Genomic DNA, 24,074 nt, shown 5'->3' with positions numbered 1-24,074 from the left:
TTTATGGTTTCTGTTTCATTGAATGACGCTGCATGGCAAAAAGTGTTCGACCACTTTGAAATTGAAAAGCAGTTAGATGAAAACGGATGTGCATACGTAACTGCAGTTGATATGAAAAGTATCGGTGGAAGGGAACCCCGGTTGATGGCAAAACATGATACTATGGAATCCCGCCCTCAAATATTCAAAAGAAACAAATGCGTAATTTTTCCTGTAATCAATGGCAAGTACATTATTTTTCGGGATAGAAAACCATATAGTTATTACAAATTCCAGTCACTACTTGATGATTTACCGGTTGAGGAATACCAGACACAAATTGATATTTCCAAATTTGATAGCTTTTCACAATCAAAAGAATTCAGCGAATCACAGGCAATAGATTATGCGTATGTGATATCGCTTCTGAAGAACTTCACAGGAGAACAGGATCTGTTTCTTACAATAAGGGGCAGATACAGGTCTGCTGATTTTGACTTCATCCTTCCGGAACAGGATCATCAGGTAAATGTATCTGGAGTTCAGATTGAGGTGGATTCGGGCTATGAAAGTTTTGATAAAATCTATCTTATTGAGGTAAAAGTTGGAAAACGTGATGATTTCCATATCAGACAACTTTACTACCCATACAGGGACTGGATAACTAAATCAGATAAAGAAATAATTCCTATCTTCTTTTTGTACACAAACGGACTTTTCTACCTGACTGAATTCAAGTTTGGTGAAAAATTCGGTGAAACGACAATAGTTAGAAAAAGATGTTTTGTGGTAAATGACACGCCAACTCTGGATGTCAGGATCGACAGTCTGCTTAAGTCTGTGAGAATTGAAGACGAACCTGTTCTTGTACCTTATCCGCAGGCTGATGATCTGGATAAAGTCATTGATGTAGTTGCTAATATTGAAAATGGTTACAATACGAAAGAATCGATTTCATTGTATTTTGATTTTCATGAAAGGCAGGCCGATTATTATGGCAACGCTGCTATTTATCTTGGTTTAATCGAAAGATCAGAAAGTTCAGCCGGCAGATTCCATCTGACTGAATTTGGAAACAAACTGCTTAATGCCAGTTCAAGGAGTGAAAGAAATGATCTTCTTTTGAGGCAGTTACTGAAGAAAGCCACTTTCAATGAGATCTTCATGCAACTGTATCAGGATGATTTTGATGAAGACGTTTTGAACAAAACCTTTGTTTCATCAGTAATAAGGAAACATACGCCTTTAACGGGCACAACTCCTGATAGAAGAGCATCAACTGTAATAAGCTGGTTTAAATGGATGCTCAAAAACATATCTTTTGAATAGTTTGAATGGTTAAAAGAGTTCAATACATTTTAGTGTTTTCAAAACATCTTTACAAGTTATTCATAATAATGGCTGTAATAAAATAAGAATCAGGAGCCTCAGGCGTGATTTGAACACGCGACCTAGTGATTACAAATCACTCGCTCTGCCGGGCTGAGCCACTGAGGCAACATGATGCGCATTCCACATCTTTTTATGGAAAGCATTCCCTTACATATCATAATAGCAGATAAATTTTATGGTAGCGGACTACCGGAGATATACTCATGTGGCATGAAATTTCGAGGATTGGAAAAAAACTTGTGGCAAACGGGCTGGTAGAATCACACTTTGGAAACATCAGTGTACGGATTGGAAACCGGATGCTCATAACACGCAGTGGTTGCGCACTGGATGAGATTACAGAAGACAACGTAGTAGAGGTGCGCATTGACAGTTCATCTCCACTCGATATGATTGCCTCATCCGAAGCCGTAGTTCACCGTGCTATTTACAGCAAAACTCCTGCTCTTGCAATTGTTCATGCACATTGCCCTTTTGCAGTGACACTCTCCCTGCTGGAGGAAGGTGACAACATCACGCCCGCTGACAGCGAAGGCCAATACTTCCTGGGAGAAGTTCCAATAGTTAAAGGCGGAATCGGTTCCGATGAGCTTGCAGAAAACCTTGCCTCATCCCTTGCGCACAATAAAACTGCAATTATTTACAGTCACGGCACCTTTGCCATAGGAAAAGTACTGGATGAAGCCTATGTACTTACCACGCAGGTTGAACACTCATGCAAAATAAAATACTGGTACGACCTTGCAAAAAACACAAGAGCATGAAATTTTGTCTGACTTTGCTTATAGCTCGCCTGGAATTATACTAAAATATTATAATTTCAGGAAAACGTTAAATCATAAAAATACTCATTTGGTACAATATCCATGACATTCAATGCTCTAAGACCTGTGGCATCAAAGATACTGGAGCCAATGGCTGTTGCAATCGCAAAGCTGGGTATCTCCCCAAATGCGATTTCGATGATCTCACTCCTCTTTGCAGTGCTTTCAGGCATATTATACTACAGATCAGCCTTTGATCCTCTTCTTGTCCTGATAGCAGGTTTGCTGGTGGCATTGAACTCATTTTTAGATGCAATGGATGGTCTTGTGGCACGCTACCTGAAAGCTTCAAGCGCACGCGGTGACTTCCTGGACCATGTAATTGACCGCTATTCAGATGTCTTCATTATTTGCGGTATCTTCTTTGGCGGCTACGTAGACTGGCAGATAGGTGTCATAACCATTGTCGGTGTCCTTCTCACAAGTTACCTTGGTACACAGGCACAAGCGCTGAATCTCGGACGCTACTATGGAGGAATCATTGGCAGGGCTGACAGACTTGTCCTTATCATGCTCTCTTCAGTGATCTACTATTTTTATCAGGCTGAAGTACTCGGATTCTCATCCCTTGGCTGGATGATTCTCATTATTGGAGTTGGCAGTCACATAACAGCTTTCCAGCGCATAGTTCACATCTGGAAACAACTGGAATGATCCGTCTATAACATATTAGCAAACTCCCAAAAACAAGGGGCTAATTTAATTATCTCAAGGTCAATTAAGGTTCATGTCATCTGAGATGGATATTGACTATGAGTATCTGGAACACACTGCCGATGTAAGGTTTCGGGCTTACGGTAAAAGTCTTGAGCAGGCATTTGAGAATGCAGCCCTTGCCATGCTTAACGTAATGGTGGAAACCTCTTCTGTTAACAACAGCCTGTCAGTAAATATCGAACTTACATCTTTTGACCTTGACAGTCTGCTCTTTGAATGGCTTTCAGAGATACTCTTTGTATTCGAAGTAGATGAATTGGTTTTTGGCCGGATAGAAGTCAACAAGATAACCGTAGATGAAGATAATGAACAATGCTCCCTCGAAGCAACACTCTACGGAGAAAGCATTGATCTTTCAGTCCATGTCTTTGATACTGAGGTAAAAGCTGCAACCTATAACGACATGAGGATTGAGAACTCAGATGCTGGCTGGATGATTCAGGCAACAGTAGATACGTGAAAAATCAGTTTATCCATGGCCAATGATTGGGTCATTATATTTTCAATTAATTTCTTATAATCAATATATTCATACGATTAGAGCGCATAGTCTTCATTATAGACGCTTGAAGGAAGAAAAACAAGAGGAAATAACATGTCAGATGAAAATGCAACATCAATTTTCGATATTCTCACTAAAGTAAATGATAATACGTGGGAGGTATCCGGTAATTACAAACCAGGGATGAATGTTCCGGGAAGGATATTCGTATCAAAACCTCTCCTTGATATTCTGGAGCCTGAAACCATCGATCAGGTTGCAAACGTAGCTTCCCTGCCGGGAATCCAGAAATACTCCATGGCGATGCCGGATGCACATCTTGGTTATGGATTCTCCATTGGTGGGGTTGCAGCTTTCGATAAGAATGAAGGTGTGATTAGTCCGGGAGGTGTAGGTTTTGACATCAACTGCGGAGTTCGCCTTATCCGTTCCAATCTTATGGAAGATGATGTCCGTCCAAGGCTGGCTGAGCTTCTCGATTCATTATTCGAAGCAATTCCTTCAGGTGTTGGTTCCAAGAGCCGCATGAGACTTACTGATGAGGAATTGGATGAGGTATTTATCAATGGTGTAAACTGGGCTGTTAAGAATGGATATGGTATGAAAGGCGATCTAAGTCATTGTGAAAGCAATGGCAAGATGCCAGGTGCTGATCCTTCAAAGGTCAGTATAAAAGCCCGTAAAAGAGGTCGTCCACAGATAGGAACTCTTGGAAGTGGTAATCATTTCCTTGAAGTACAGTATGTGGACAAGATCTATGACGAGGAAGCCGCAAAGGCTTTCGGTCTTAAGGAAGGACAGATAACTTTCATGATTCACTGCGGTTCACGTGGTGCAGGTCACCAGATATGTACTGACCATCTCCAGAAGCTCACACAGGCTTCCAAAAAGTATAAGATTCCTCTCCCTGACAAACAGCTTGCCTGCGCTCCTGCAAGCTCGGAGGAAGCACAGGATTATTTCAAGGCCATGACGTGTGCAGCAAACTATGCATGGGTGAACCGCCAGATGATAATGCACTGGGCACGTGAGGTTTTTGATGAGTTCTTCAAAGCTCAACATGGTGATCTGGGACTTGACCTTGTGTATGATGTTGCTCACAATGTTGCAAAGCTTGAGAAACACATGATCGATGGCAAGGAAAAGGAAGTCTACGTACACAGGAAAGGTGCAACAAGAGCATTCCCTGCAGGTCATCCTGAGATTCCGGAAGACTACAGGGATATAGGACAACCGGTCATCATTCCCGGAAGTATGGGCACTGCATCTTATGTGCTTAAAGGCTGCCCTGCTGCAATGGAGCTTACCTTCGGCAGTGCCTGTCATGGTGCAGGAAGAGTTATGAGCCGAAGCAGTGCAAAGAAAGAACTGCGTGGTGAAGAGATTCAGAATGAACTGAAGTCACAGGGAATTATTGTAAGAGCAACGCAGCCATCACTCATAGCCGAGGAAGCGCCTGAGGTATACAAATCCAGTAGTGATGTTGTGGATGTAGTGCATAACCTCGGAATCGCTACAAAAGTTGCACGTGTACTTCCAATGGGAGTTGTCAAAGGTTAAACTGACCTTTGGCTTAGTTTTCTTTTTTATTTATCGCAAAACAAATTCAGTTTTGTTTCTGATTCTTAAATAGAAATTTGTATTTTTAACTACATTCTTGAAACAAAAAATCAGAGTTTACACTGATCAGTTAAACAACATAAAAGAAGTCTTGATCTGTTATTGAGCAACGAGGAAACGGGGACATGTTTGAGGGGATGAATGGTTTTGCTTGGTTACAGTTACTATACCTTTGAATACAGTTACAAGCAGTAGTTCCCGTTTCCTCAACTTATAATTGGTCATTATTATATATAAATCTGTTTGACATTATTTATATAGCAAATAGTGTTCACTTCCTTAAATAAGGGATAATCTCATATCAATTTAACCGCTATCATTTTAAAACTTATACTTTATTTAGCAACTATGAGCAATGCAGATAAAAACCTCATTAGAGTCAGGACAATGGCCGACATTCAGTTCGGTAAGGGTTGTGGAGAGATCCTTTTTCCTGATGGTGTTACATTCCTGCTTTCAAGGACAAAACGCGTAAGACAGGTCCAGTTCAACGGAAAGCACATGGCAACAGTTCGTGCAAGGGACGGAATGCTCACTCTCAGTATAGACGGAGCTGCTGCACTTCATCAGGGACTTGAAAAGCCTGCATCAAGAGTTATAATTTGTGAGGATGCAGTTCCATTTGTCTCAAAAGGAAAGACTGCTTTTGCAAAACATGTACTTGCAGTTGATCCAGATCTCAGGGCAGGAGATGAGGTTATCATAGTTGATGAAAAGGACGAAATACTGGCAACAGGGCAGCTATTATTGTCACCGGCTGAAGCACTTCGCATGGACAGGGGTCCTGCAGTTGATGTAAGGCGTGGGATAGCACAATCTTAGAATAACTATTTATAAATCTATCTCTATTAAATACGATGAAAATAAAGTCATAGTAGTGCCTTTGATACAGTATATCCGAGACCGGAGAGTGAAAGCATAGAAGAGGAGATATTTAAGACATTTGTAATTCCAGACAATACAAGGATGGAAGAACGTACAATAGTCATAGATGGGGATGTTATTGCAGGCAATCACTCTGAAATAAAGTACGGTATCATTGCACATTCAGCAATACTTGGTGAAAGGGTCAACGTTACAGGTGATCTCGTCACCACTGGAGATACAAGGATTGATATCTGGTCTGAGATTGGCGGCAATGTCAAAACAGATGAGAATGCCTATATCGGGGAATTCGTTACCATCGATGGTAAGCTGGTGGTAAAGGGCGATCTGGATATTGGTAACGATGTGAAGATCAACGGTGGTTTTGAAGCCAAGGGCTGGATTGTTGTAAGAAATCCTGTACCGGTCATAGTTTATCTTTTCCTTTATATCAGCGAGCTTCTGAGGCTTGGAAAGGATGAGGAAGTTGAAAAGGCATTAGAGGATCTGTTTGAGGATGACGAGGAGTCCATAGGACTCAATTCAATGATAATTCCAAACGGTTCCAAGATATCCATGGATTCCATAAAGGTTCCTTCAAATGCTATTGTCGGAAGCAAGTGCAGACTTGTAGGGAATATACGTGCAACATCCCTCGATATGGCAAATGAGACCACACTCTATGGAAGCATACGTACTATTCAGGATGTAAAACTCGGAACAGATAATGTGATTCACGGAAATATTATTTCCAGGGGTAATGTTTACGTTGCTGCCGGAACACATATTCTGGGAGAGATCAACTCACAGTCAATAAAGATACATGAGAGTGCCCGTGTAGATGGTGTGATGCGTGCGCCGGGCGGTATCATCTTTGAGCGTGAGGAAGATGATGCTTTGAGTGATAATGAACTGATGCAACTGGATGTCTGAGTGACTTTTGGTATAGGGTTACACAAAAATATGAGGGGATGGCTATGAGTCTAAGTTCAACGTTCCATTTTCTGGATCTTGCAATACGTCTTTGTATAGTGATTCTGGCGCTATTGACATCATATCTGCTGATACGGATAGATCCCGATGTCATACGCTCGCGAATTTATGTATCGTTTAACAATCTGAAAAAATATTTTGTCTTTCTGACAGTAGGTTTTGTACTATATCTTTTAGAGGTACTTGTAACGATAAATTCAGTACCTGGAAGCACACGCTATGATAACGCTAAAAGTTTGATGCTGCTTGTTTTCCAGATATCAATGCTGGTTTTCCTTTATCACCTGTATGTGGCGATAAAAGTACCAGACAGACGCATTCTTTGAGATGTGATATCCGGCTGGCTTCAGGCTGGTCATGATCACATTTATTTTTTTAATTGGTTTTTTCCTTTGTAGCGATAGTCAGATTTAAAAACGGTTCTAATAATTATAGTGAAAAGGTGTTAATTTGCAACAGGATTATACTTCATCATCATCTGAGTCTAAATCCATATTCGATAAAGACTCAAAATATGTAATGCAGACATACGGCCGCCAGCCAGTGGTTCTTGAAAGTGGAAAAGGTTCTCTTGTTTATGATATTGAAGGCAGGGAATATGTGGACTGTGTTGCCGGAATTGCAGTGAACAATATAGGTCACTGTCACCCATACTTAACCGAAGCAATAAAAAAACAGGCTGAAAAACTAATTCATGTTTCCAATCTTTATTACACAGAGCCGCAGGCAGAACTTGCCGAGCAACTGGTCAATGTAACCGGAATGGACCGTGTCTTCTTCTGTAACTCCGGAACTGAAGCAGTTGAAGCTGCAATGAAACTTGCAAGGGCAACAACCAAAAAGACGGATTTCATAGCAGTGGAACACTCTTTCCACGGTCGTACAATGGGTGCGTTGAGCCTGACATACAAGGACATTTATCGTGCTCCATTCAAACCTCTTGTACAAGAAGAAAAGTTTGTCCCATTCAATGACGCACAGGCAATAGCTGACTCCATCACCCCAAACACAGCTGCTGTTATAGTTGAGCCGATACAGGGCGAAGGCGGTATAAATGTACCTTCACAGGATTATCTGAAGGAAGTCCGCAAGATTTGTGACGAGAATGAAGTGCTCCTTATTTTTGACGAGGTCCAGACAGGTTTTGGAAGAACCGGAACATGGTTCTGCAAAGAGTATTTTGGTGTTGAGCCTGACATTATGACAATGGCAAAGGCAATTGGCGGAGGTTTCCCGATGGGTGCTATAGCTGCCCGAGAAGGTGTTGCTTTCAACCGTGGAGAACACGCAGCAACATTCGGAGGCAGTCCGCTTGCATGTGCTGCTGCACTTGCATCAATTGATGTAATCCGTGAGGAGAATCTCATCCAGCGCTCAAAGGAAATGGGTGAATATTTCCGCGGTGAACTGAGTAAGCTTACTACAGACGGTTTCGTTGAGGTTCGTGGTAAAGGACTAATGATAGGTGTCCAGTTTGACCGCAAATGTGCCGACCTTGTGGAACACGGCCGTAGGAATGGTGTTCTTCTTAACTGCACTTCAGAAACAGTACTGCGTATCGCTCCTCCGCTGGTAATCACAAAAGAGCAGATCGACAGGGTGGTGTCCGTACTTGAGCAGGCCTGAGCTAATCAAAGATGTTGTCAACTCAATTGCAGAATATGTTCCGGGAAAGTCAATAGAGGAAATTGCAAAGAAATACGGCATCGACCCAATAGATATCATAAAACTGGGCTCCAATGAGAATGTACTTGGTCCTTCTCAAAAAGCAGTTGAAGCTCTCATATCTTATGCATCAAAAGTTAACATATATCCTTCAGCTGATGCTTCCGAACTCGTGGAGGCTCTTTCAGTTTACACAGGTCTTCCCGTAGAGAACATATGTGCTTCCGGTCCGGGCATGGATGGTTTGCTTGATAACCTCATGCGTGTGCTCATCGAACCCGGGGATGAAGTTGTAATACCAACTCCCACATTCTCTTACTATGAGATTGCCGCAAGAGCAAACGGGGCAACTGCGATTCATGTGGCTCCCGGTGAAGGGCTGAAATTTGATATAACTGCTATTAAGGAAGCTATTACTGAAAGGACAAAGGTTGTATTCCTATGTTCTCCTAACAACCCTACAGGACTGCTGACTTCAGAAGACGATGTCCGTTCACTTCTTGAATCTACAAATGGACTTGTGTTTGTAGATGAGGCATATGTTGAGTTCTCAGATAAAAGTCTTTCAAAGCTGGTTCTTGAATATGATAACCTTGTAATAGGTAGAACCTTCTCTAAGGCATTCGGACTTGCAGGTCTAAGAATTGGATATGGTTTGATGCCTGAGTGGCTTAAAGTCCAGTATATGAAGATTGCAACTCCATTCAATGTAAGTCTACCTGCTGTAATGGCAGGAGTGGCAGCACTTTCCGATTCCGAATATCTGGAGAAAAGTATCTCAATGACTGTGGAAGGTCGCAAGTTCCTGACAGAGAACATTCCTTTTAAGGTATATGATTCCCAGGCAAATTTCATTCTTGTGGATGTCTCACCTCTAGTCGCAAAAGATGTTTCAGAATCGTTAATGAAAAAAGGTATTATTGTCAGGGATTGCAGGTCATTCAGGAATGCTGGCGAATCGCTGATTCGTGTAACAGTAGGCACAAGAGAACAGAATGAAAAAGTAGTATCAGCCTTTGAAGAAGCAAAGGCCGTTTCTAATTGAATCCAGTTAGTAATAATTAATAGATCTTTTCTATTTTCATAAGAGGATAGTCGAGTTCTGTGTCAAAAGCCAGACTGACATCCACTTTTGCATTTTTGAACACTGCTGTGATATGAACATCCAGCATGCGGCCTTCAAGTTCACAATAACCATACTTGCCGTTAAGTTTAGAGTTAATCATCTCTCGGTTGATGGAAACTCTGATTTTTTCAACGCAGGGCTGGACTGAAATACTTTCCTGTATCCCTTTTTCCAAGCTTTCAACTGTATCCAGATTAACAGGTGAACCTGTGAACTGGTGGTAAAGTGCGCCAAGCTTGATACCGGCTTCAAAAAGTACGTTATCCCTGTCAGTTATTAGTTCGTTTTCCTGCATAGTGTACCTCTTTGTTTTTCTTGATAATGGGTGATATTATGTAAATTGCCATTATTCCTGAAAGAATTGATGCTAAAATGTGTGTGTATTCAATATTTACAAAGTATGAAACAATGATTGCAGCAAATATCAGAGTAAGTGGCATTAGTAGTTTTTTGTTCCTTGCTTTCATATATGTCATGTCACCTACCATGAGAAGTCCAATCACAAGGAACAACAGTGCCATTCCATAAGCATGGAACAAGTTTTCTCCCATTAGTAAGTATGACGAAATAGTTATTCCTCCGGCAGTAATTGGTAAACCGCTGAATGAATTCATTCCCAAATGCATTGTGTTAAACCTTGCAAGTCTTAAAATTCCACATATGAAATAGAACAGCATTGCAGGAAGCAGAATATACTGTGACTGTGTTCCTGTAACAAATGAATATGTAATTATAACAGGTGCAACACCAAATGAAATAACATCTGCAAGTGAGTCCAGGTTTCCTCCGATCTCACTGGAAGAGAATTTACGGGCAATATGGCCATCAGCACCGTCTGCAACTGCGGCAATAAGTATGAGCAGTGGTGCCAGATAAGTAAACCCATCAAGCACAATTATAATGGCAATGACTCCACACAATGCATTCAGTAAAGTGACAAAATCAGGTAGTTTTAATGTATGAAGTATCTGGTTCACTTCCTTTATTTAATTCTGGCAATTACCGTTTCGCCGGCAAATACACGATCTCCTTTCTTTATTAGTATTTCAAAGTTTTCAGGAATCGTAACATCAACCCTCGAACCAAAACGTATCATTCCAAAACGCTGACCTTGCTTCATGTAATCTCCTTCCTGAACATAGGAGACTATTCTACGTGTAACTGTTCCCGCTATCTGTATTACTTCTACGAGGCCATGTTCTGTTTCTATTAGTGTATGGCTCCTTTCGTTGCGGTGTGAATCTTTGCAGAAAGCGGGAATATATCCACCTTTTTTATGCTCGATGGTGTGTATCTTTCCGGTAATTGGCAACCTGTTTACATGAACATTCTGGAAGTTCATGAAAATACAGATTTTTCTATCTCTAATATCCACAATTCTGCCATCGGCAGGTGAAAGCATATGGCTGTCGTGTTCCTTTATTTCTCTTTCAGGATCCCTGAAAAAGAATAAGAAAAATATTGTTACTGATATTCCAAGTACAATAATCATTTCGGAATATGGTATTTTGTATAGCAGGTATGCAAAGAAGCTTACCACACTTACAGTGATGGATGTTAATATCCAGGGAAAAGAACCTTTTGCAAGCATTTACTGGTTTCCTACTACTTTATAGAATAGCTTCTGAACAAATCCGGTAACCAAAAACCAGACTCCTTCTATCAGGTCTACCAGTTCGGGCAGTATGCGCATGACAAAGTAAGCGACCACAAATAAGGCTATTCCAGATCCTATTTTTGCAATAGTATTATGGGCGATCTCAAAACTTTCAGGGCCGAACCACTGGTAACCATAGGCTACGATTACAAAAGCATCTCTTATTATATTTAATATGTATATTACGGGTACTGATACTGTGAATGCAGCTGCCAATCTTTTAACAGGTGCGTTCACTGACGCTATCAGGCCTATGAAAAGTGCTATGCTTTCAATTGCAGTACAGGCAAGTATAATCTCTACTGTGTATCCATTTAGTGAGATTTTGTTCCATGCTACAAGTTCTGCCGGGACATTAATATATTGCAGTGTCAGAAAAACAGTATTAGTGACCTGTGATATTATCCCAATATTGAGTACTTCCATTTGTGCGAACGGGAAATAGAATAAACAACCAAGGGCGGTTGCACTTGTAGCCATTGTTGTTACGTCTGTTAAAGGTATTTTGTTTTCCTTGTACTCTTTGAACATGGTGTATGCTATGATCAGGCAGACTATCCCTACAGCTATTACCAGGGCTACGTTGAAGTAATCTTTTATTTCCATATAATGAATTGGCTGGTAGAACCAGTGCATGGAAAAGAATACCCATCCTGCCGCAGACAACATTCTGCGGGCCTTTACCGTTTTAGGAATTATTGATCCAAGCAGCATGAAAGCCACTGCAATCCATAGAACATTCTCAATCATCTAAGCACACCTTTTATAGGTATGGCTCCTATATATTTGATGTAGCCTATTAACTTTTTGTTCCGTATCCCTGTTTAAAACCCAACCTGCTGAGTTTCAATTGTTTCTTTTTCTCTTATGCAAGGGCATTTTCTTCTCCGGAATCAAGAGCAAACAGACATGAAGAACCTGTATCTTCAACAGTTTTTCGAACGAAATCAAAGTCAACATCCGGTTCCATGCTAAAAACATTGATTGAAGCCTGAGGTGCGTTGCCTGTGCTGGATTCAATGTCTCCAAGCAATATCTTTGTACTGACATTAGGTATTCTTGCCAGCTCCGAAAGGTTCTCTAGATACTGTTCTGCTTTATAATTATTATACTGCTCCTTTACACAACTGATCATTTTAAGGGAAGCTTTCCAGTTTTTCTTAAGCTTGTAAGCGATCAGGATGGCAAGATCCTGATTTCCCAGATCCATGCTGATATCCCAGTCAGGACTACGATCGTTAATCCAGAGGTTTATTGAGTTCTGCCTTCCGTAAACTGTTTCCGGGTGCACTGCAAGCAACAGTACTCCGATGTTACGTTTTGAAGCCTTCTGGATTACATCGCGAAGTTTGGTTTCACGCCCTTCAAAACTGTTCATGTGGATAAAAAGGACTCTTGGTCTGAAAAATGATCCTGTGAGTGCTTCCATTCCGGCTATAAGGCTTTTATCAAATTCTTTAGTATCAATAAGTGTCCATGAAGAAAAAACTCCTCTTTTGCGGAAAGAATTTGTCAGGTCAATAAGACGGGAGTTCAGATCACTTTCTTCCACTTCTCCGAGAAGCCCGAGTAGTTTGACAGAACCTTTCGGATATGTAATGTCTTTTATAATGTTAAAAGCACCAGTTAATATGTTAGGGTTTCTTACAGGTATCAACAGGTTTGCTTTCCAGGTTCTTTCATTGGAAGGTGCTATCCTGTTACTTTGTTTTGCAGCCCATTCGGCAACCGCTACAAAAAGGCCACTACGTACGTCTCCAAAAGGCGCTTTAAGGTGTTTTTTAAGAAGATATGCATGTATTACCAACACCACCATAAAAGCCAGGATTGTGAATGTAGGATTTACAATAACCATCACAAAGACACATCCTATGGCACCTATTATGGATACCAGCATTGGTATTTTGAAAAGAGGTCTGAAACTTATAAGTTTCAGGTTCTGCTCAATGAGTACAACAATATTGATCATTGCATAGGTTATTAAGAAAAACATTGTTATTAGAGGCGCAATAGCATTGAGATCACGTAACAATAGTGCAAGAAAAACAATTGCACCGGTAAATATCATTGCATTTCTGGGTTCCCCTGATCCTGAACTTTTCCCAAACCAGTCACTTGCTGGGAGTATCTGGTGCTTAGCAAGTGCCTGGAGGATTCGCGGGGCGCCAACAATGGAAGACAGAGCTGAGGAAAAAGTGGCTCCCAGAAGGCCCGCCACAATCAGTTGTGCCCATGCTGCCTTTTCTGCCATAATTGTATAATTGTTCAGGAGTTCATCGGTGCTTGCAGATCTTGCAAGCCAGTATGCAATTAAAAGATATATCACAAGACTCAATACTATCGCAGCAAGAGTTCCCACAGGTATACTCTTACGGGGGTTTTTAAGTTCCCCTGACATATTCGCTCCTGCCATTATGCCTGTAGCTGCCGGGAAAAATACAGCAAAAACTCCCCAGAATCCTATTCCTGCAAATCCAGATTCCGGTGATCCGGAGAATGACCCCCACCATGTAATTGGTTCCTGCATGGAACCTGATGAGGCAGCCCACAGTATGGATACAAGTGATGAGATTATAATTGCAAGGATAACATATTGTATTCTGAATGCCAGTGAAGCACTTATGTAGGCAATAATGAAGAGGAGTGCAAAAGCAGCAAAGTCAACTACTATGGGTGAATGATCGGGGAACATCCAGAGCCAGCCGGCACGGAATCCAAATATATACATCGCAACGGCAAGGCTTTGTGAAATATACAGGGGTATTCCAATACTTCCTCCAACCTCCAGACCAAGGGATTGCGATATTATTGAAAAGGCTCCTCCTGCTCCGATTCTGATATTGGTTGTAATAGATGATAATGAAAGTGCTGTGGAAAGGGTAATCCCAAAGGCTATCAGTATTATCAGCCAGGCACCAAGGAGCCCTGCATTACCAATGACCCAGCCTTCTCTGAGGTACATTATAACTCCCAGAATCGTCAAGAGGGTTGGAATGAATACTCCTTCAACAGTACCAAATAATTTTTTACCAGGAACCTGACCTTTTTGTTCTTCAACTTTTTCCTGCAGGTTTTTTTCCTTCGGTTCATCAGTATTTTCAGACATCATCCACACTACTCCCACTTATTCTTTGTTTTAGAGTATTTATAATATATTGCAGGTTCCAGATAAATCTAAAATATTTGGAATTTGTTCTATATCCAAGCGCGTCTTTAATATGGATGTTTTTCATAATTTTACTAAAACAATGAATTTTGCTCCTTATGCCACCCAATACGCCAAAACTTACAGTTGATGCGGTAATCATCTTCAACGGAAAAATAGTTCTTATTCAGCGAAAAAATCCTCCCTATAAAGAAAAATTTGCACTTCCGGGAGGGTTTGTGGAAATTGGTGAGACCACAGAAGAAGCTGTTGTGCGTGAGGTTCTTGAAGAAACAGGCCTTACAATAGAAATAGTTAAGTTACTTGGGGTATATTCTGAACCTTCGCGCGATCCCCGAGGGCACACGGTAAGCGTAGTTTACCTGACCCGGGGAGAAGGTGAACCCAGAGCAGATTCAGATGCAAAGGCGGTACAACTGTTTGATTTATCGGACATACCGCAAATAGCTTTTGACCATAACTTAATAATAGATAATGCGAGAAGTGATATTTATGGAATTTTGTCCCGAATGTAAAAGTATGATGTTCCCTTCAGGTGATTCATTCAAGTGCAGAAAATGTGGTTTTGTAAAGGGAAAACAGCAAGGTTCTGAGGTACTTGTGTCAAAAGAATCCAGGGAAAAGAGGGATGTCACTGTGCTTGAAGGAAATGTAGACCAGGGTCTTCCTACAACCTCCGTAAGGTGCGAAGAATGTGGGCACAACGTTGCATATTGGTGGTTGCGCCAGCTTAGATCTGCTGATGAATCCGAAACGCGTTTCTTCAAATGCACAAAGTGTGGCTGTACCTGGCGTGAATACGACTAATGATATCTGATACTTTAGCTTTGTTTCAGATACTTAAAAGAAAACTTATATTACTTGTTAGATATAATGACCTAAAAATTCAATTTATTGGTGGCGAATCCATATGTTCAAGGCAACTATTGATGCAGATATTTTAAAGACTGCAATTGAAACTCTTTCGGTTCTTGTTGATGAAGCACGTTTCAGGATATCTCCTGAAGGCATAGTAGTCAGGGCTGTAGATCCTGCAAATGTAGCTATGGTAAGTTTTGATCTAAGCTCAAGTGCTTTTGATGAATTCAATGCTGATGATTCCGAGATAGGCATGGACCTGTCAAAGATCAATGATATTTTCAGTGTTGCAGGCAGGGATGAAAAAGTTGTCATGGAACTTGATGAGATGTCCCAGAAAATGTCATTGCATCTTGGTGGTCTCTCTTACACTCTGGCCCTGCTTGACCCTTCAACCATCAGGGCGGAACCAAGGATTCCACAGCTAGAGTTGCCTGCTGAGGTTGTCCTTAACGGAAAAGACCTCCAAAGGGCTGTAAAAGCTGCTGAGAAGATTAGTGACCATATGCTCCTTGGAATTGATGAGGATGTCTTTTACATGGAAGCTGAAGGTGACACAGACCGTGTCCGTCTTGACATGACCCGTGACAGTCTGATTGACCTGAAATCAGGTGAGGCACGTTCACTTTTCTCACTGGACTATCTTTCCGATATTGTAAAACCTGCCTCACGTTCCAATGAAGTGACCGTTGAGCTTGGAAAAGATTTCCCTGTGAAGATTGGCTTTACCATTGCAAACGGTGCAGGAAAGATCGGTTATCTTCTGGCCCCAAGGATCGAATCTGACTGATCTATGGATGAAAAAGATTTTGCACTATATCCTTATCTTTCCGGGGCATCTGCGCACGTAAAGAGCCTCGGAATATCCCTTGACCGCCTGGTCACTTCCAGGGCCATGGAATCCGCACGGATTCGTGGAAAGGAACGTGTCATGCAGGCGATTGAAGGTGAGTTGTTCAAGCCTTCTCTTTCTGCGTCAGATGAGCAGAAAATATTGCTGGAACTACTTTCCTATCCATTTTCAAGAATTCTTGTTTCATGTATCGATGATTCTTTCCTTATTCGCAGGTATTGTCTTGCAGAAGCGGTTGCTTCATATAAACTCTTAAAAACAATGGATCTTGATTTTCTAGAGGAGTTTGCATCTGATTTTTCCGTATACCCAGATAATAGTGATTCTGGCTTTAAGCTTCATTTTACCTCATATATCAGAATGGCAAGTTCTCTTAAGGCTATTGAATGGAAACTGGTTAACAGAAAGCTCCACCATGGAAGTGTGAACGTTTCAAAAGAAGAGTTCTCACGTTTGTTACAGGAACTAATAAAAGAGCGTGTTGAGCATAATCTGCCTATGCCTGTAAATGAAGAGCTTGTGCACTCCTGTGAGCCGTATCTTGCAGACATAAGAGAACTGCTTGAAGAAAGAAAGAGTACTTTCGGTGATTCTGAGTTTGAATCGGTTGAGACTGATCTGTTCCCTCCATGCATTACACAAGCCATAGCTAATACCCAGGCAGGCGTGAATCTTGCTCATTCTATGAGATTTGCCATGACCGCCTTCCTGTTGACCATAGGTATGACCGTGGATGATATAATGAATCTCTTTACCGCGTCACCGGATTTTGACATCGAAAAAGCCCGCTATCAGATAGAGCATATTGCCGGTTCTTCAGGTACTCACTACAAGCCACCATCCTGTTCAACCATGCAGACCTACGGTAACTGTTATGCACCTGATGATATGTGCAAGAAAATAAGCCATCCTCTCAATTATTACAGCCGCAAGGTCTGGTTCAGGAAAAGGGATGCCCAAAAAGCTGCCGAAAATGTTGGTCCTGATATTAAATCTGCAGAGAAAAAGTAAATAACTTTTTTAAAAAGAATATTTGGGACATTATTTGTCCCTTTTACTATTATTAAATTAGTCCTTCCTGCGCTGCATGAAGAATGCAAGTCCTATTATTGCTGCCACAGGGAGTGCAATTGTTGGGAATTCCGGGATGGAGTTTTCACATTCGTTAATGGTTACTGTGAAATCACCTACAAGTGGGATTTGGCCGTCAAGTGTGCCTGTTGCGTATGTTGATGCATAGTTCTGTCCGTCACCTGTCAGATACATTGTACCATTGAAAGTGTGTCCCATTGCACATGTTCCATTAGCACTTATCTCAATAAATTCCTGGTAAAGGCTGATAAATTCAAGTTCGTCAATAGTAACTCCTGGGTTACTACTAAGGATCGTAACGTCTATGTCTTCTCCATTTTTACAGACCTGGGCATCTACCTGAATTTCATAGCCATTAGGTGCCAGCTGCACACTTGCAGGTGCAGGAACTCCATAAGAACCTTCAAGTTTCACACAATAACATCCGTCAGCAAACTCTGTAGGAGCTACTACCATGGCACTTGCTGTCTGTGCCATTGTGAGCAGCAATGCTGCACATATTAATATACTCAATTTTCTCATATTGTACCACCAAAATTATTTTGTAGTTTATATTTATTGCACTAAATACATTTGCAATAATCTTTAACTGTGTTACAATACTTATTATATATAAGTTTTTTTAAATCGCCACACACTTGCCAATTTGTATCGGTATGTGTGTAATATGAATCAAAATAAAAAAGGTGCAGGAACTCCTGCACTTGATTTCAGACCTAGTTCTTTCTGCGCTGCATGAAGAATGTAAGTCCAATAATTGCTGCTACAGGTAGTGCAATTGTTGGGAACTCCGGGACTTCAGTTTGCCCACATTTACCAATGTCCAATGAAAAATCTCCGGTTAGATCATATTGTTTGTATCCGCCTGTTGTAAGTGGAATCCTTACGTATCCTGAACTTGACAGTATGCTGAAGTCACATGCTTTAATCAGCATCTCTCCATAGAATGGGTATCCCATACTGCATGTTCCTGTTGCAGTTACTGTTATTATTCCTGTATCCTCATTCAGCATCGCTACTACATTCAGACTTCCCTCATCAATTTCCGGGTAGCTTCCTGTGGTATCTACATTTGTAATTCTTATTATTCCACTATTGAAGTCGGCCTGTATGTCTGCTTTTAATTTGAACACTCCCTGTACATCCTGTGAATAATAGGTTCCTTCTAAGGTTCCGCAGTAGGTGCCGTCAGGTAGTTCCTTGCAGCATTCTCCGATGTCCAGTGCAAAATCTCCGGTTAGATCATATTGTTTGTATCCGCCTGTTGTAAGTGGAATCCTTACGTATCCTGAACTTGACAGTATGCTGAAGTCACATGCTTTAATCAGCATTTCTCCATAGAACGGGTATCCCATACCACATGTTCCTGTTGCAGTTACTGTTATTATTCCTGTATCCTCATTCAGTATCGCAACTACATTCAGACTTTCCTCATCAATTTCCGGAGTGCTTCCTGTGGTATCTACATTTGTTATTCTTATTATTCCACTATTGAAGTCTGCCTGTATGTCTGCTTTTAATTTGAACACTCCCTGTACATCCTGTGAATAATAGGTTCCTTCTAAGGTTCCGCAGTAGGTGCCATCAGGTAGTTCCTCGCAGCATTCTTCTACGTCCAGTGTGAAATCTCCTTTGAGGTCATATTTTGTTGTCTCCCTATTTAATTCTGGTACAATTACATATCCAGAATTTGATTTGATACCAAAGTCACATGGGTCTACAATCATTTCTCCATAGAATGGATAACCCATTCCACATTTTCCTGTAGCAACTACCTTAATGAATCCATTATTCTCAAAAGTCGCAATAACATTCAAGGTATTTTCGTCAATTGCGGGATTACTGCCACTTGTATTTATATTCGTGATAGTTATCATCTTACTTTCAAGGTCAGCCTTAAAGTCAGCTTCCAGGGTAAATGTTGCCCCATATAATGGATTATCTTTTTTTACATCAGGTGTGTATGTCCCACTTAACGTCCCACAGTATGTTCCATCGTCAGGGTAACAGTGTTTAGCACTTGCATTAGCACTTGATATCAATAGTATCAATGCGAGTACAGTTATTACATTTAATTTCTTCACGTGTACCACCATTGGTTATTATATAGTATCTTATTATTTATAGTCTGTAATACTTTTATTATATTTTTGAAATGATCTTATTTTAATAACTATTGTATAAATATTTATCGAAAACACACATTATATTATTCAATTTATACTTATACTCATACTCGGGTGATATTTCACGCATGTAGTTCAAAAAAGTATAATAAAAATTCAATCGTGTGCTTCAATGAATTAATTTGAATACTGGGAAATTCTATTATCCAAAAATAAAAAGTGGAGGGTTAACCATAAATTATCTTTTGCTATATTCCCTGCACTTCTCAACAAAACTCTTCACAGGGAATGTCGCAGGATGTGCATGAGTATAGCTTGCAAGTGAATTGTATTCAGTGAGACCGTCCTTACCATCGACAATTCCTTTTCCTCTTTTCATCTCATAAGCAAGCTTGGCATCATTGTCACAGTAAGTTGCAGAGTAGTGGAATTCATGTCCTCGAATAGTTCCTTTGATGAAGTCGCCGTTTGCAACTCCCTCAGTGTAGCCAAGTGCCTGAAGCTTTTTAGTCTGGACGGTTTCAGCAGGTAGCACATCAGCCATCCTGTATACTGTTCCATCTATCTCATATGATGTGGACATATATTGTAAGCCGCCACATTCTCCATACATTGGCATACCTTCTGCTGAAAGGTCTTTGAGTGCTTTTGTTGTTTTAGACTTCTCAAGTTCTGAAATGTAAAGCTCAGGATAGCCTCCGCCAAAGTAGAATCCATCCACATCAGGAAGTTCTCCTTTCATGGGGCTGAAAAACTCAATTTCTGCGCCTGCATTTTTAAAAGCCTCAAACATGTCCTGATAGTAGAAACAAAAAGCACTATCATACGCAATTCCGATTTTCAGGTCTGTTTCGAGATCCTCCTCCTTTTCAGGTGCTTCATAATCAGGTGCTGTTTTAGAAAGCTCTATTATGGCATCAAGGTCAATATTCTCTTCAATAAATGTAGCCAGGCTTTCCGTATCAAAATCCAGTTCATCTGCCATGTATAATCCAAGGTGGCGGGAAGGTACAGTAACGTCCTTGTTGCGGGGCAGTGTTCCAACAACAGGTATGTCAGGAATTGAATCTATTATCATCTGTGAATGTCTTGGACTTCCAACCTTGTTCAGGATAACTCCGGCAATTTTCACATCCGGATCAAACTGGGAAAATCCCTTGACAATAGCTGCGGCACTTCTTGACATCCCGTGTACATTCACAATAAGTATCACTGGTAGCCCAAGTGATTTAGCAACATGTGCGGAACTTGCTATCTCAGTAGCATCCATTCCGTCAAAGAGTCCCATGACACCTTCAACAATGTTGATGTCAGTACTCTTGGAATACTTTGAAAAGGTGTTTTTTACGCCATCAACCTGCATCATAAATGTATCAAGGTTTCTTGATGGCTTGCCGCAGATAGCTGTATGGTATGTTGGATCTATGTAGTCAGGTCCCACCTTGAACGGCTGAACTTCCATCTCTCTTCTTTTCAGGGCAGCCATAATGCCCATGGAAACCGTAGTTTTTCCAACGCCACTGTTGGTGCCTGCAAGCAACACTGCATTTGTCATGGGGAATAGTGTGTATAGTTCGAATATATGTATTATTCCCTCAGGAGACGATTCAAAACGATTAAATAAAGAACGTATATCTAAGTACTATGTCTCTCCCGGAAGCGACAGAACTTCTCACTGATTCTTACGGACGTACAGTCAGAAGTCTGAGGATGTCTATAACTGATCGCTGTAATCTCAATTGCATCTACTGTCATAATGAAGGCCACATAGGTCACAGCAAAGAGATGTCAGTGGACACTATTGTTGATATCGTGAAAGTAGGATCTCGTTTTGGAATTAACAGGCTGAAGATTTCCGGTGGTGAACCACTTCTTAGAAAAGACCTTGAGGAAGCTCTTGTACGGCTTCCTGATATGAGGGATGTTTCCATGACAACCAATGCCGTTCTGCTAAAGGACAGGGCATCATCTCTTAAAGATGCAGGTCTTGACAGGGTTAACATCAGTCTTGACTCACTTGATCCGGGTAAGTATCACACTATTACTAATTGCGGAAAGGGAACTTTTGATAAAGTGCTTGATGGAATACACGAGGCAGTAGATGTTGGTCTCACCCCGGTTAAACTCAACATGGTCCTGTTAAAAGATCTTAATGACAATGAGATCAAAGATATGCTGGACTTCACGCGCGGATATGGCGGAGATGTAATCTTACAGTTGATAGAACTCATGGATTTCAGGGATCTTCCTCAGTACAGGATAGATGCTAACGAAGTAGAACGTTCATTAATGTCAGTTTCTTCTGATGTTAAGGTGCGTGAGCTACATAAAAGGAAAAAATATATTATCAATGGTGCAGAAGTCGAATTTGTCAGACCTGTTGACAATACTGAATTCTGTGCAAACTGCAATCGTTTAAGGGTCACAGCAGATGGAAAACTAAAACCCTGCCTTCTGGTAAGTGACAATATGGTTGATGTATCAGAAGCCAGCATTGAAGAGTTGCCTGATCTTTTCAGGCTTGCTGTCAGCAGGAGAATACCATTCTGTAAAAGTTGAAGGAGTAGTAAAAATGGAAGTCGTACTTACAGTAGATGGCAAGGATATTGAGATCAATCATTTCGTGCAGTCCATACTTGGCAGCACTGTAATTGGAGCTGTTACAACACTACATGGTGTTGAAGATGACTGCAAGGAAGTTATCATAAAAGTAAAACAGTAGTTCCTGAAACTTATGTCAGGAACATTTTTGTTGTTTTTATTCTGATATTTTTGAATATTATTCTTTTTGCCTCAGAGAAGGTGCTCTATTTCTGAAAAATCAATAGGGGATGTTGCATCAAGTGATATAGGAGTCACAGAGACATTTCCATTGTTCATGATTGCATGAACATCGGTCCCTTCTTCTTCGTCAACTATCAGCTCGCCTGCAATCCAGTAATATGGTCTGCCTCTGGGATCATGCCTTTCCTCAACATCGGTCTTGAAGAATTTCCTGGCAAGGCGTGTGATCTCTATGTCTGGATTATCTTCTGCATGGTGTGGGATGTTCACGTTAAGCAGATCTACATTTTCTGGTAGTCCATGTTCAAGCACTTTCTTTGCTATTTTGTTGACAACTTTTATAGCAACATCATAGTCATGCTGGAAATTCCTGTTATCATCAAATTTGTCTCCCTCTTCCATGACCTGAATGGAAGCGGCAATTGCAGGTATTCCATAACTCGCACCTTCCAGTGCCGCACCGATTGTGCCTGATGTTGTAATCGTGTCAGTGCTGATATTTTCTCCTATATTAAACCCTGAAAGGATAAGGTCTGGCATTTCCTTCATAACTGCAAAAATTCCCAGTATTACGGAATCTGTAGGGGTTCCTGCAACTGCATTAACATCGATTCCATTAATCGTTGTCTGTGTAATCCTGAGTGGTTCAAAAATGGAGATTGATCTTCCAACACCACTTTGCTGTGTCATGGGTGCGGATACAGTCACATCCCCAAGGTCAGAAACACTTTTCCAGGCGGCATGTATTCCTGTGGAATATACACCATCATCATTGGTAACCAGTATCTTTTTTGACATGTCTGTATCAATTGCCTGACACTGCCTTAAAACTAATGCCCTGATGCAATCCTGCATGTAATTTAACTCCGTTTAATGTTGAAACTCTTCAATTCGGAATGTCTCTCTGTAAAAAGGTGTATTAAAAAATATAAAAAAGGTAAAACTGGAGGTGATATGAACTTATGTGAATTTACACGTTTGCGTAAATTCTATCTTTTCTTTGTGATGTAGCGGCAAATCCTTCCTGCTCAGACATGTCGGCAAGTGCCTTCACTTCTTCTAGGACTTCAATTTTATCGCTCATCTCATCGAGGGTGAAGATCATTTCTTCAATGGCCTTGTTCTCTTCAGTATTCAGACAGGGACTGTCCTTTACGATTTCCAGTAATATTGAAGCGTCATCGATTACCTGGGCCAGGATTGTCCGGTCCATGTAAGATTTAGCGGCTTCTGAGTCACCGCCTGACAGGGTTGAGTTGAATTCATTGAGCTGTTCCTCAAACAATCCAATATCGTAATGTGCGCTTCTGAATATTTTTTTAACATAATCTTCTCTGTAGACTTGTTTTGAGTTTTTCAAAACTTTCAGAAGTTTTTTGTAATTCATGTTTTTCACCCTGGGGCTGCATGCAGGTACCTTTTCCCTCATCCCGTGCAAATTTTGTCACGTAAGGTACACTGCTACTTATAATTGCAAGTTAATTTACTGGATTGTTGCCTCATTCCCAAGATTGTGTCTGATTGTCTCAACAGGCATTACTCTGTTAAAGCTTGCATCTGAGAACTGTCCGCCATTCACATCATATTCCCGTTCGATATCAATTCCATAATCGTTGTCCATTTCCTCGATTATAGGATCGCACAGGTATACTTGCAGGCTGCCACTTGCATCCATAAACACGGATGGTCTGACACCTGTATTATTATATTCTTCTACAAGCCCTCTGAATACTAATGACATATAACGCATTGATTCCATCGGTCATCACCAAATACACATTTTTATGGTCATGCATTTAAACGTAATGTGTACTTTTTTTACAATATGTACAAAGTATCCTGTATTTATGTTCACA

At 40.8% G+C, this 24,074-nt stretch carries 27 protein-coding genes and 1 tRNA gene; 16 read left to right on the top strand and 12 right to left on the bottom strand.

The window, feature by feature from the left end; translation table 11 throughout:
• Nucleotides 1-3 precede the first annotated feature (3 nt).
• On the top strand, nt 4-1,308 hold the full coding sequence (locus METTI_RS04540; protein ID WP_023844644.1) for a type II restriction enzyme: 1,305 nt from the start codon (nt 4-6) through the stop codon (nt 1,306-1,308).
• Nucleotides 1,309-1,402: 94 nt separating this feature from the next.
• Here METTI_RS04540 and METTI_RS04535 read toward each other — a convergent pair.
• Nucleotides 1,403-1,476 (bottom strand) — tRNA-Thr (locus METTI_RS04535).
• A gap of 98 nt (nt 1,477-1,574) precedes the next feature.
• On the opposite strand from METTI_RS04535, the gene METTI_RS04530 reads away from it, so the two are divergent.
• From METTI_RS04530 to hisC, 9 genes are all read left to right on the top strand, one after another.
• Entirely contained in the window at nt 1,575-2,135 is a 561-nt protein-coding gene (locus METTI_RS04530) for an aldolase (protein WP_023844643.1), read from the top strand.
• A 102-nt stretch (nt 2,136-2,237) separates the two neighbouring features.
• Nucleotides 2,238-2,849, top strand: coding sequence for an archaetidylinositol phosphate synthase (gene pgsA / locus METTI_RS04525; RefSeq protein ID WP_023844642.1), 612 nt, complete (start codon nt 2,238-2,240; stop codon nt 2,847-2,849).
• 73 nt (nt 2,850-2,922) lie between these two features.
• A complete protein-coding gene (locus METTI_RS04520; protein ID WP_023844641.1) occupies nt 2,923-3,372 on the top strand; it encodes an archease in 450 nt (149 codons plus the stop codon).
• Nucleotides 3,373-3,507: 135 nt separating this feature from the next.
• Nucleotides 3,508-4,974, top strand: coding sequence for an RtcB family protein (locus tag METTI_RS04515; protein WP_023844640.1), 1,467 nt, complete (start codon nt 3,508-3,510; stop codon nt 4,972-4,974).
• A 408-nt stretch (nt 4,975-5,382) separates the two neighbouring features.
• Nucleotides 5,383-5,856, top strand: a complete 474-nt coding sequence (locus METTI_RS04510; protein WP_023844639.1) for a PUA domain-containing protein — start codon at nt 5,383-5,385, stop codon at nt 5,854-5,856.
• 144 nt (nt 5,857-6,000) lie between these two features.
• The gene (locus tag METTI_RS04505) at nt 6,001-6,831 is read left to right on the top strand and encodes an acyltransferase (RefSeq protein ID WP_023844638.1); all 831 of its coding nucleotides are present in this window, start codon (nt 6,001-6,003) and stop codon (nt 6,829-6,831) included.
• A 44-nt stretch (nt 6,832-6,875) separates the two neighbouring features.
• The gene (locus METTI_RS04500; protein WP_023844637.1) at nt 6,876-7,217 is read left to right on the top strand and encodes a hypothetical protein; all 342 of its coding nucleotides are present in this window, start codon (nt 6,876-6,878) and stop codon (nt 7,215-7,217) included.
• 193 nt (nt 7,218-7,410) lie between these two features.
• The gene (locus METTI_RS04495; protein WP_084324042.1) at nt 7,411-8,517 is read left to right on the top strand and encodes an acetylornithine transaminase; all 1,107 of its coding nucleotides are present in this window, start codon (nt 7,411-7,413) and stop codon (nt 8,515-8,517) included.
• Nucleotides 8,504-9,601, top strand: a complete 1,098-nt coding sequence (gene hisC, locus METTI_RS04490; RefSeq protein ID WP_023844635.1) for a histidinol-phosphate transaminase — start codon at nt 8,504-8,506, stop codon at nt 9,599-9,601. Before METTI_RS04495 ends, hisC begins: the two co-directional genes overlap by 14 nt.
• 16 nt (nt 9,602-9,617) lie before the next feature.
• Here hisC and METTI_RS04485 read toward each other — a convergent pair whose 3' ends face one another.
• From METTI_RS04485 to METTI_RS04465, 5 genes are all read right to left on the bottom strand, one after another.
• Entirely contained in the window at nt 9,618-9,977 is a 360-nt protein-coding gene (locus METTI_RS04485) for a dihydroneopterin aldolase family protein (RefSeq protein WP_023844634.1), read from the bottom strand.
• Nucleotides 9,952-10,659, bottom strand: a complete 708-nt coding sequence (locus METTI_RS04480) for an archaetidylserine synthase (protein ID WP_023844633.1) — start codon at nt 10,657-10,659, stop codon at nt 9,952-9,954. The genes METTI_RS04485 and METTI_RS04480 overlap by 26 nt, the downstream gene beginning before the upstream one ends.
• Nucleotides 10,660-10,664: 5 nt before the next feature.
• Nucleotides 10,665-11,273: a phosphatidylserine decarboxylase gene (locus METTI_RS04475; RefSeq protein ID WP_023844632.1), complete on the bottom strand. Its 609-nt coding sequence runs from the start codon at nt 11,271-11,273 to the stop codon at nt 10,665-10,667.
• Nucleotides 11,274-12,089, bottom strand: a complete 816-nt coding sequence (artA, locus tag METTI_RS04470; protein WP_023844631.1) for an archaeosortase A — start codon at nt 12,087-12,089, stop codon at nt 11,274-11,276. It lies immediately after the preceding gene.
• Nucleotides 12,090-12,204: 115 nt separating this feature from the next.
• Complete coding sequence (locus METTI_RS04465) at nt 12,205-14,448, bottom strand: amino acid permease (RefSeq protein WP_023844630.1); 2,244 nt, start codon at nt 14,446-14,448, stop codon at nt 12,205-12,207.
• A 155-nt stretch (nt 14,449-14,603) separates the two neighbouring features.
• Between METTI_RS04465 and METTI_RS04460 the strand changes: the two genes are divergently transcribed.
• From METTI_RS04460 to priL, 4 genes are all read left to right on the top strand, one after another.
• Entirely contained in the window at nt 14,604-15,020 is a 417-nt protein-coding gene (locus tag METTI_RS04460) for an NUDIX domain-containing protein (RefSeq protein WP_023844629.1), read from the top strand.
• Complete coding sequence (locus METTI_RS04455; protein WP_023844628.1) at nt 14,998-15,312, top strand: transcription factor S; 315 nt, start codon at nt 14,998-15,000, stop codon at nt 15,310-15,312. The genes METTI_RS04460 and METTI_RS04455 overlap by 23 nt, the downstream gene beginning before the upstream one ends.
• 103 nt (nt 15,313-15,415) lie before the next feature.
• Entirely contained in the window at nt 15,416-16,153 is a 738-nt protein-coding gene (locus tag METTI_RS04450; RefSeq protein ID WP_023844627.1) for a DNA polymerase sliding clamp, read from the top strand.
• A 3-nt stretch (nt 16,154-16,156) separates the two neighbouring features.
• Nucleotides 16,157-17,227 carry a DNA primase regulatory subunit PriL gene (priL, locus tag METTI_RS04445; RefSeq protein WP_023844626.1) on the top strand — a complete coding sequence of 357 codons (1,071 nt, stop codon included), beginning with the start codon at nt 16,157-16,159 and terminating at the stop codon, nt 17,225-17,227.
• A gap of 57 nt (nt 17,228-17,284) precedes the next feature.
• On the opposite strand, the gene METTI_RS16065 is transcribed toward priL, so the two are convergent.
• The 3 genes from METTI_RS16065 to METTI_RS04430 form a co-directional block, all read right to left on the bottom strand.
• On the bottom strand, nt 17,285-17,830 hold the full coding sequence (locus METTI_RS16065; RefSeq protein ID WP_023844625.1) for a PEF-CTERM sorting domain-containing protein: 546 nt from the start codon (nt 17,828-17,830) through the stop codon (nt 17,285-17,287).
• A gap of 194 nt (nt 17,831-18,024) precedes the next feature.
• Complete coding sequence (locus METTI_RS16060) at nt 18,025-19,392, bottom strand: PEF-CTERM sorting domain-containing protein (protein ID WP_023844624.1); 1,368 nt, start codon at nt 19,390-19,392, stop codon at nt 18,025-18,027.
• A gap of 280 nt (nt 19,393-19,672) precedes the next feature.
• Entirely contained in the window at nt 19,673-20,989 is a 1,317-nt protein-coding gene (locus METTI_RS04430) for a cobyrinate a,c-diamide synthase (RefSeq protein WP_023844623.1), read from the bottom strand.
• A gap of 89 nt (nt 20,990-21,078) precedes the next feature.
• On the opposite strand from METTI_RS04430, the gene moaA reads away from it, so the two are divergent.
• Together moaA and METTI_RS15935 are read left to right on the top strand one after the other, a co-directional pair.
• Nucleotides 21,079-21,993, top strand: coding sequence for a GTP 3',8-cyclase MoaA (gene moaA / locus METTI_RS04425; RefSeq protein WP_023844622.1), 915 nt, complete (start codon nt 21,079-21,081; stop codon nt 21,991-21,993).
• A gap of 13 nt (nt 21,994-22,006) precedes the next feature.
• Complete coding sequence (locus METTI_RS15935) at nt 22,007-22,156, top strand: hypothetical protein (protein WP_023844621.1); 150 nt, start codon at nt 22,007-22,009, stop codon at nt 22,154-22,156.
• 71 nt (nt 22,157-22,227) lie between these two features.
• On the opposite strand, the gene surE is transcribed toward METTI_RS15935, so the two are convergent.
• The 3 genes from surE to METTI_RS04410 form a co-directional block, all read right to left on the bottom strand.
• On the bottom strand, nt 22,228-23,016 hold the full coding sequence (gene surE, locus METTI_RS04420) for a 5'/3'-nucleotidase SurE (protein ID WP_048135810.1): 789 nt from the start codon (nt 23,014-23,016) through the stop codon (nt 22,228-22,230).
• A 172-nt stretch (nt 23,017-23,188) separates the two neighbouring features.
• Nucleotides 23,189-23,605: a hypothetical protein gene (locus METTI_RS04415; RefSeq protein WP_023844619.1), complete on the bottom strand. Its 417-nt coding sequence runs from the start codon at nt 23,603-23,605 to the stop codon at nt 23,189-23,191.
• 96 nt (nt 23,606-23,701) lie between these two features.
• The gene (locus METTI_RS04410; protein ID WP_023844618.1) at nt 23,702-23,977 is read right to left on the bottom strand and encodes a hypothetical protein; all 276 of its coding nucleotides are present in this window, start codon (nt 23,975-23,977) and stop codon (nt 23,702-23,704) included.
• Nucleotides 23,978-24,074: the final 97 nt, after the last annotated feature.

It is taken from the genome of Methanolobus tindarius DSM 2278 (genome assembly GCF_000504205.1).
Classification (GTDB): domain Archaea; phylum Halobacteriota; class Methanosarcinia; order Methanosarcinales; family Methanosarcinaceae; genus Methanolobus; species Methanolobus tindarius.
This window is presented reverse-complemented; position numbering and strand designations above follow the sequence as displayed.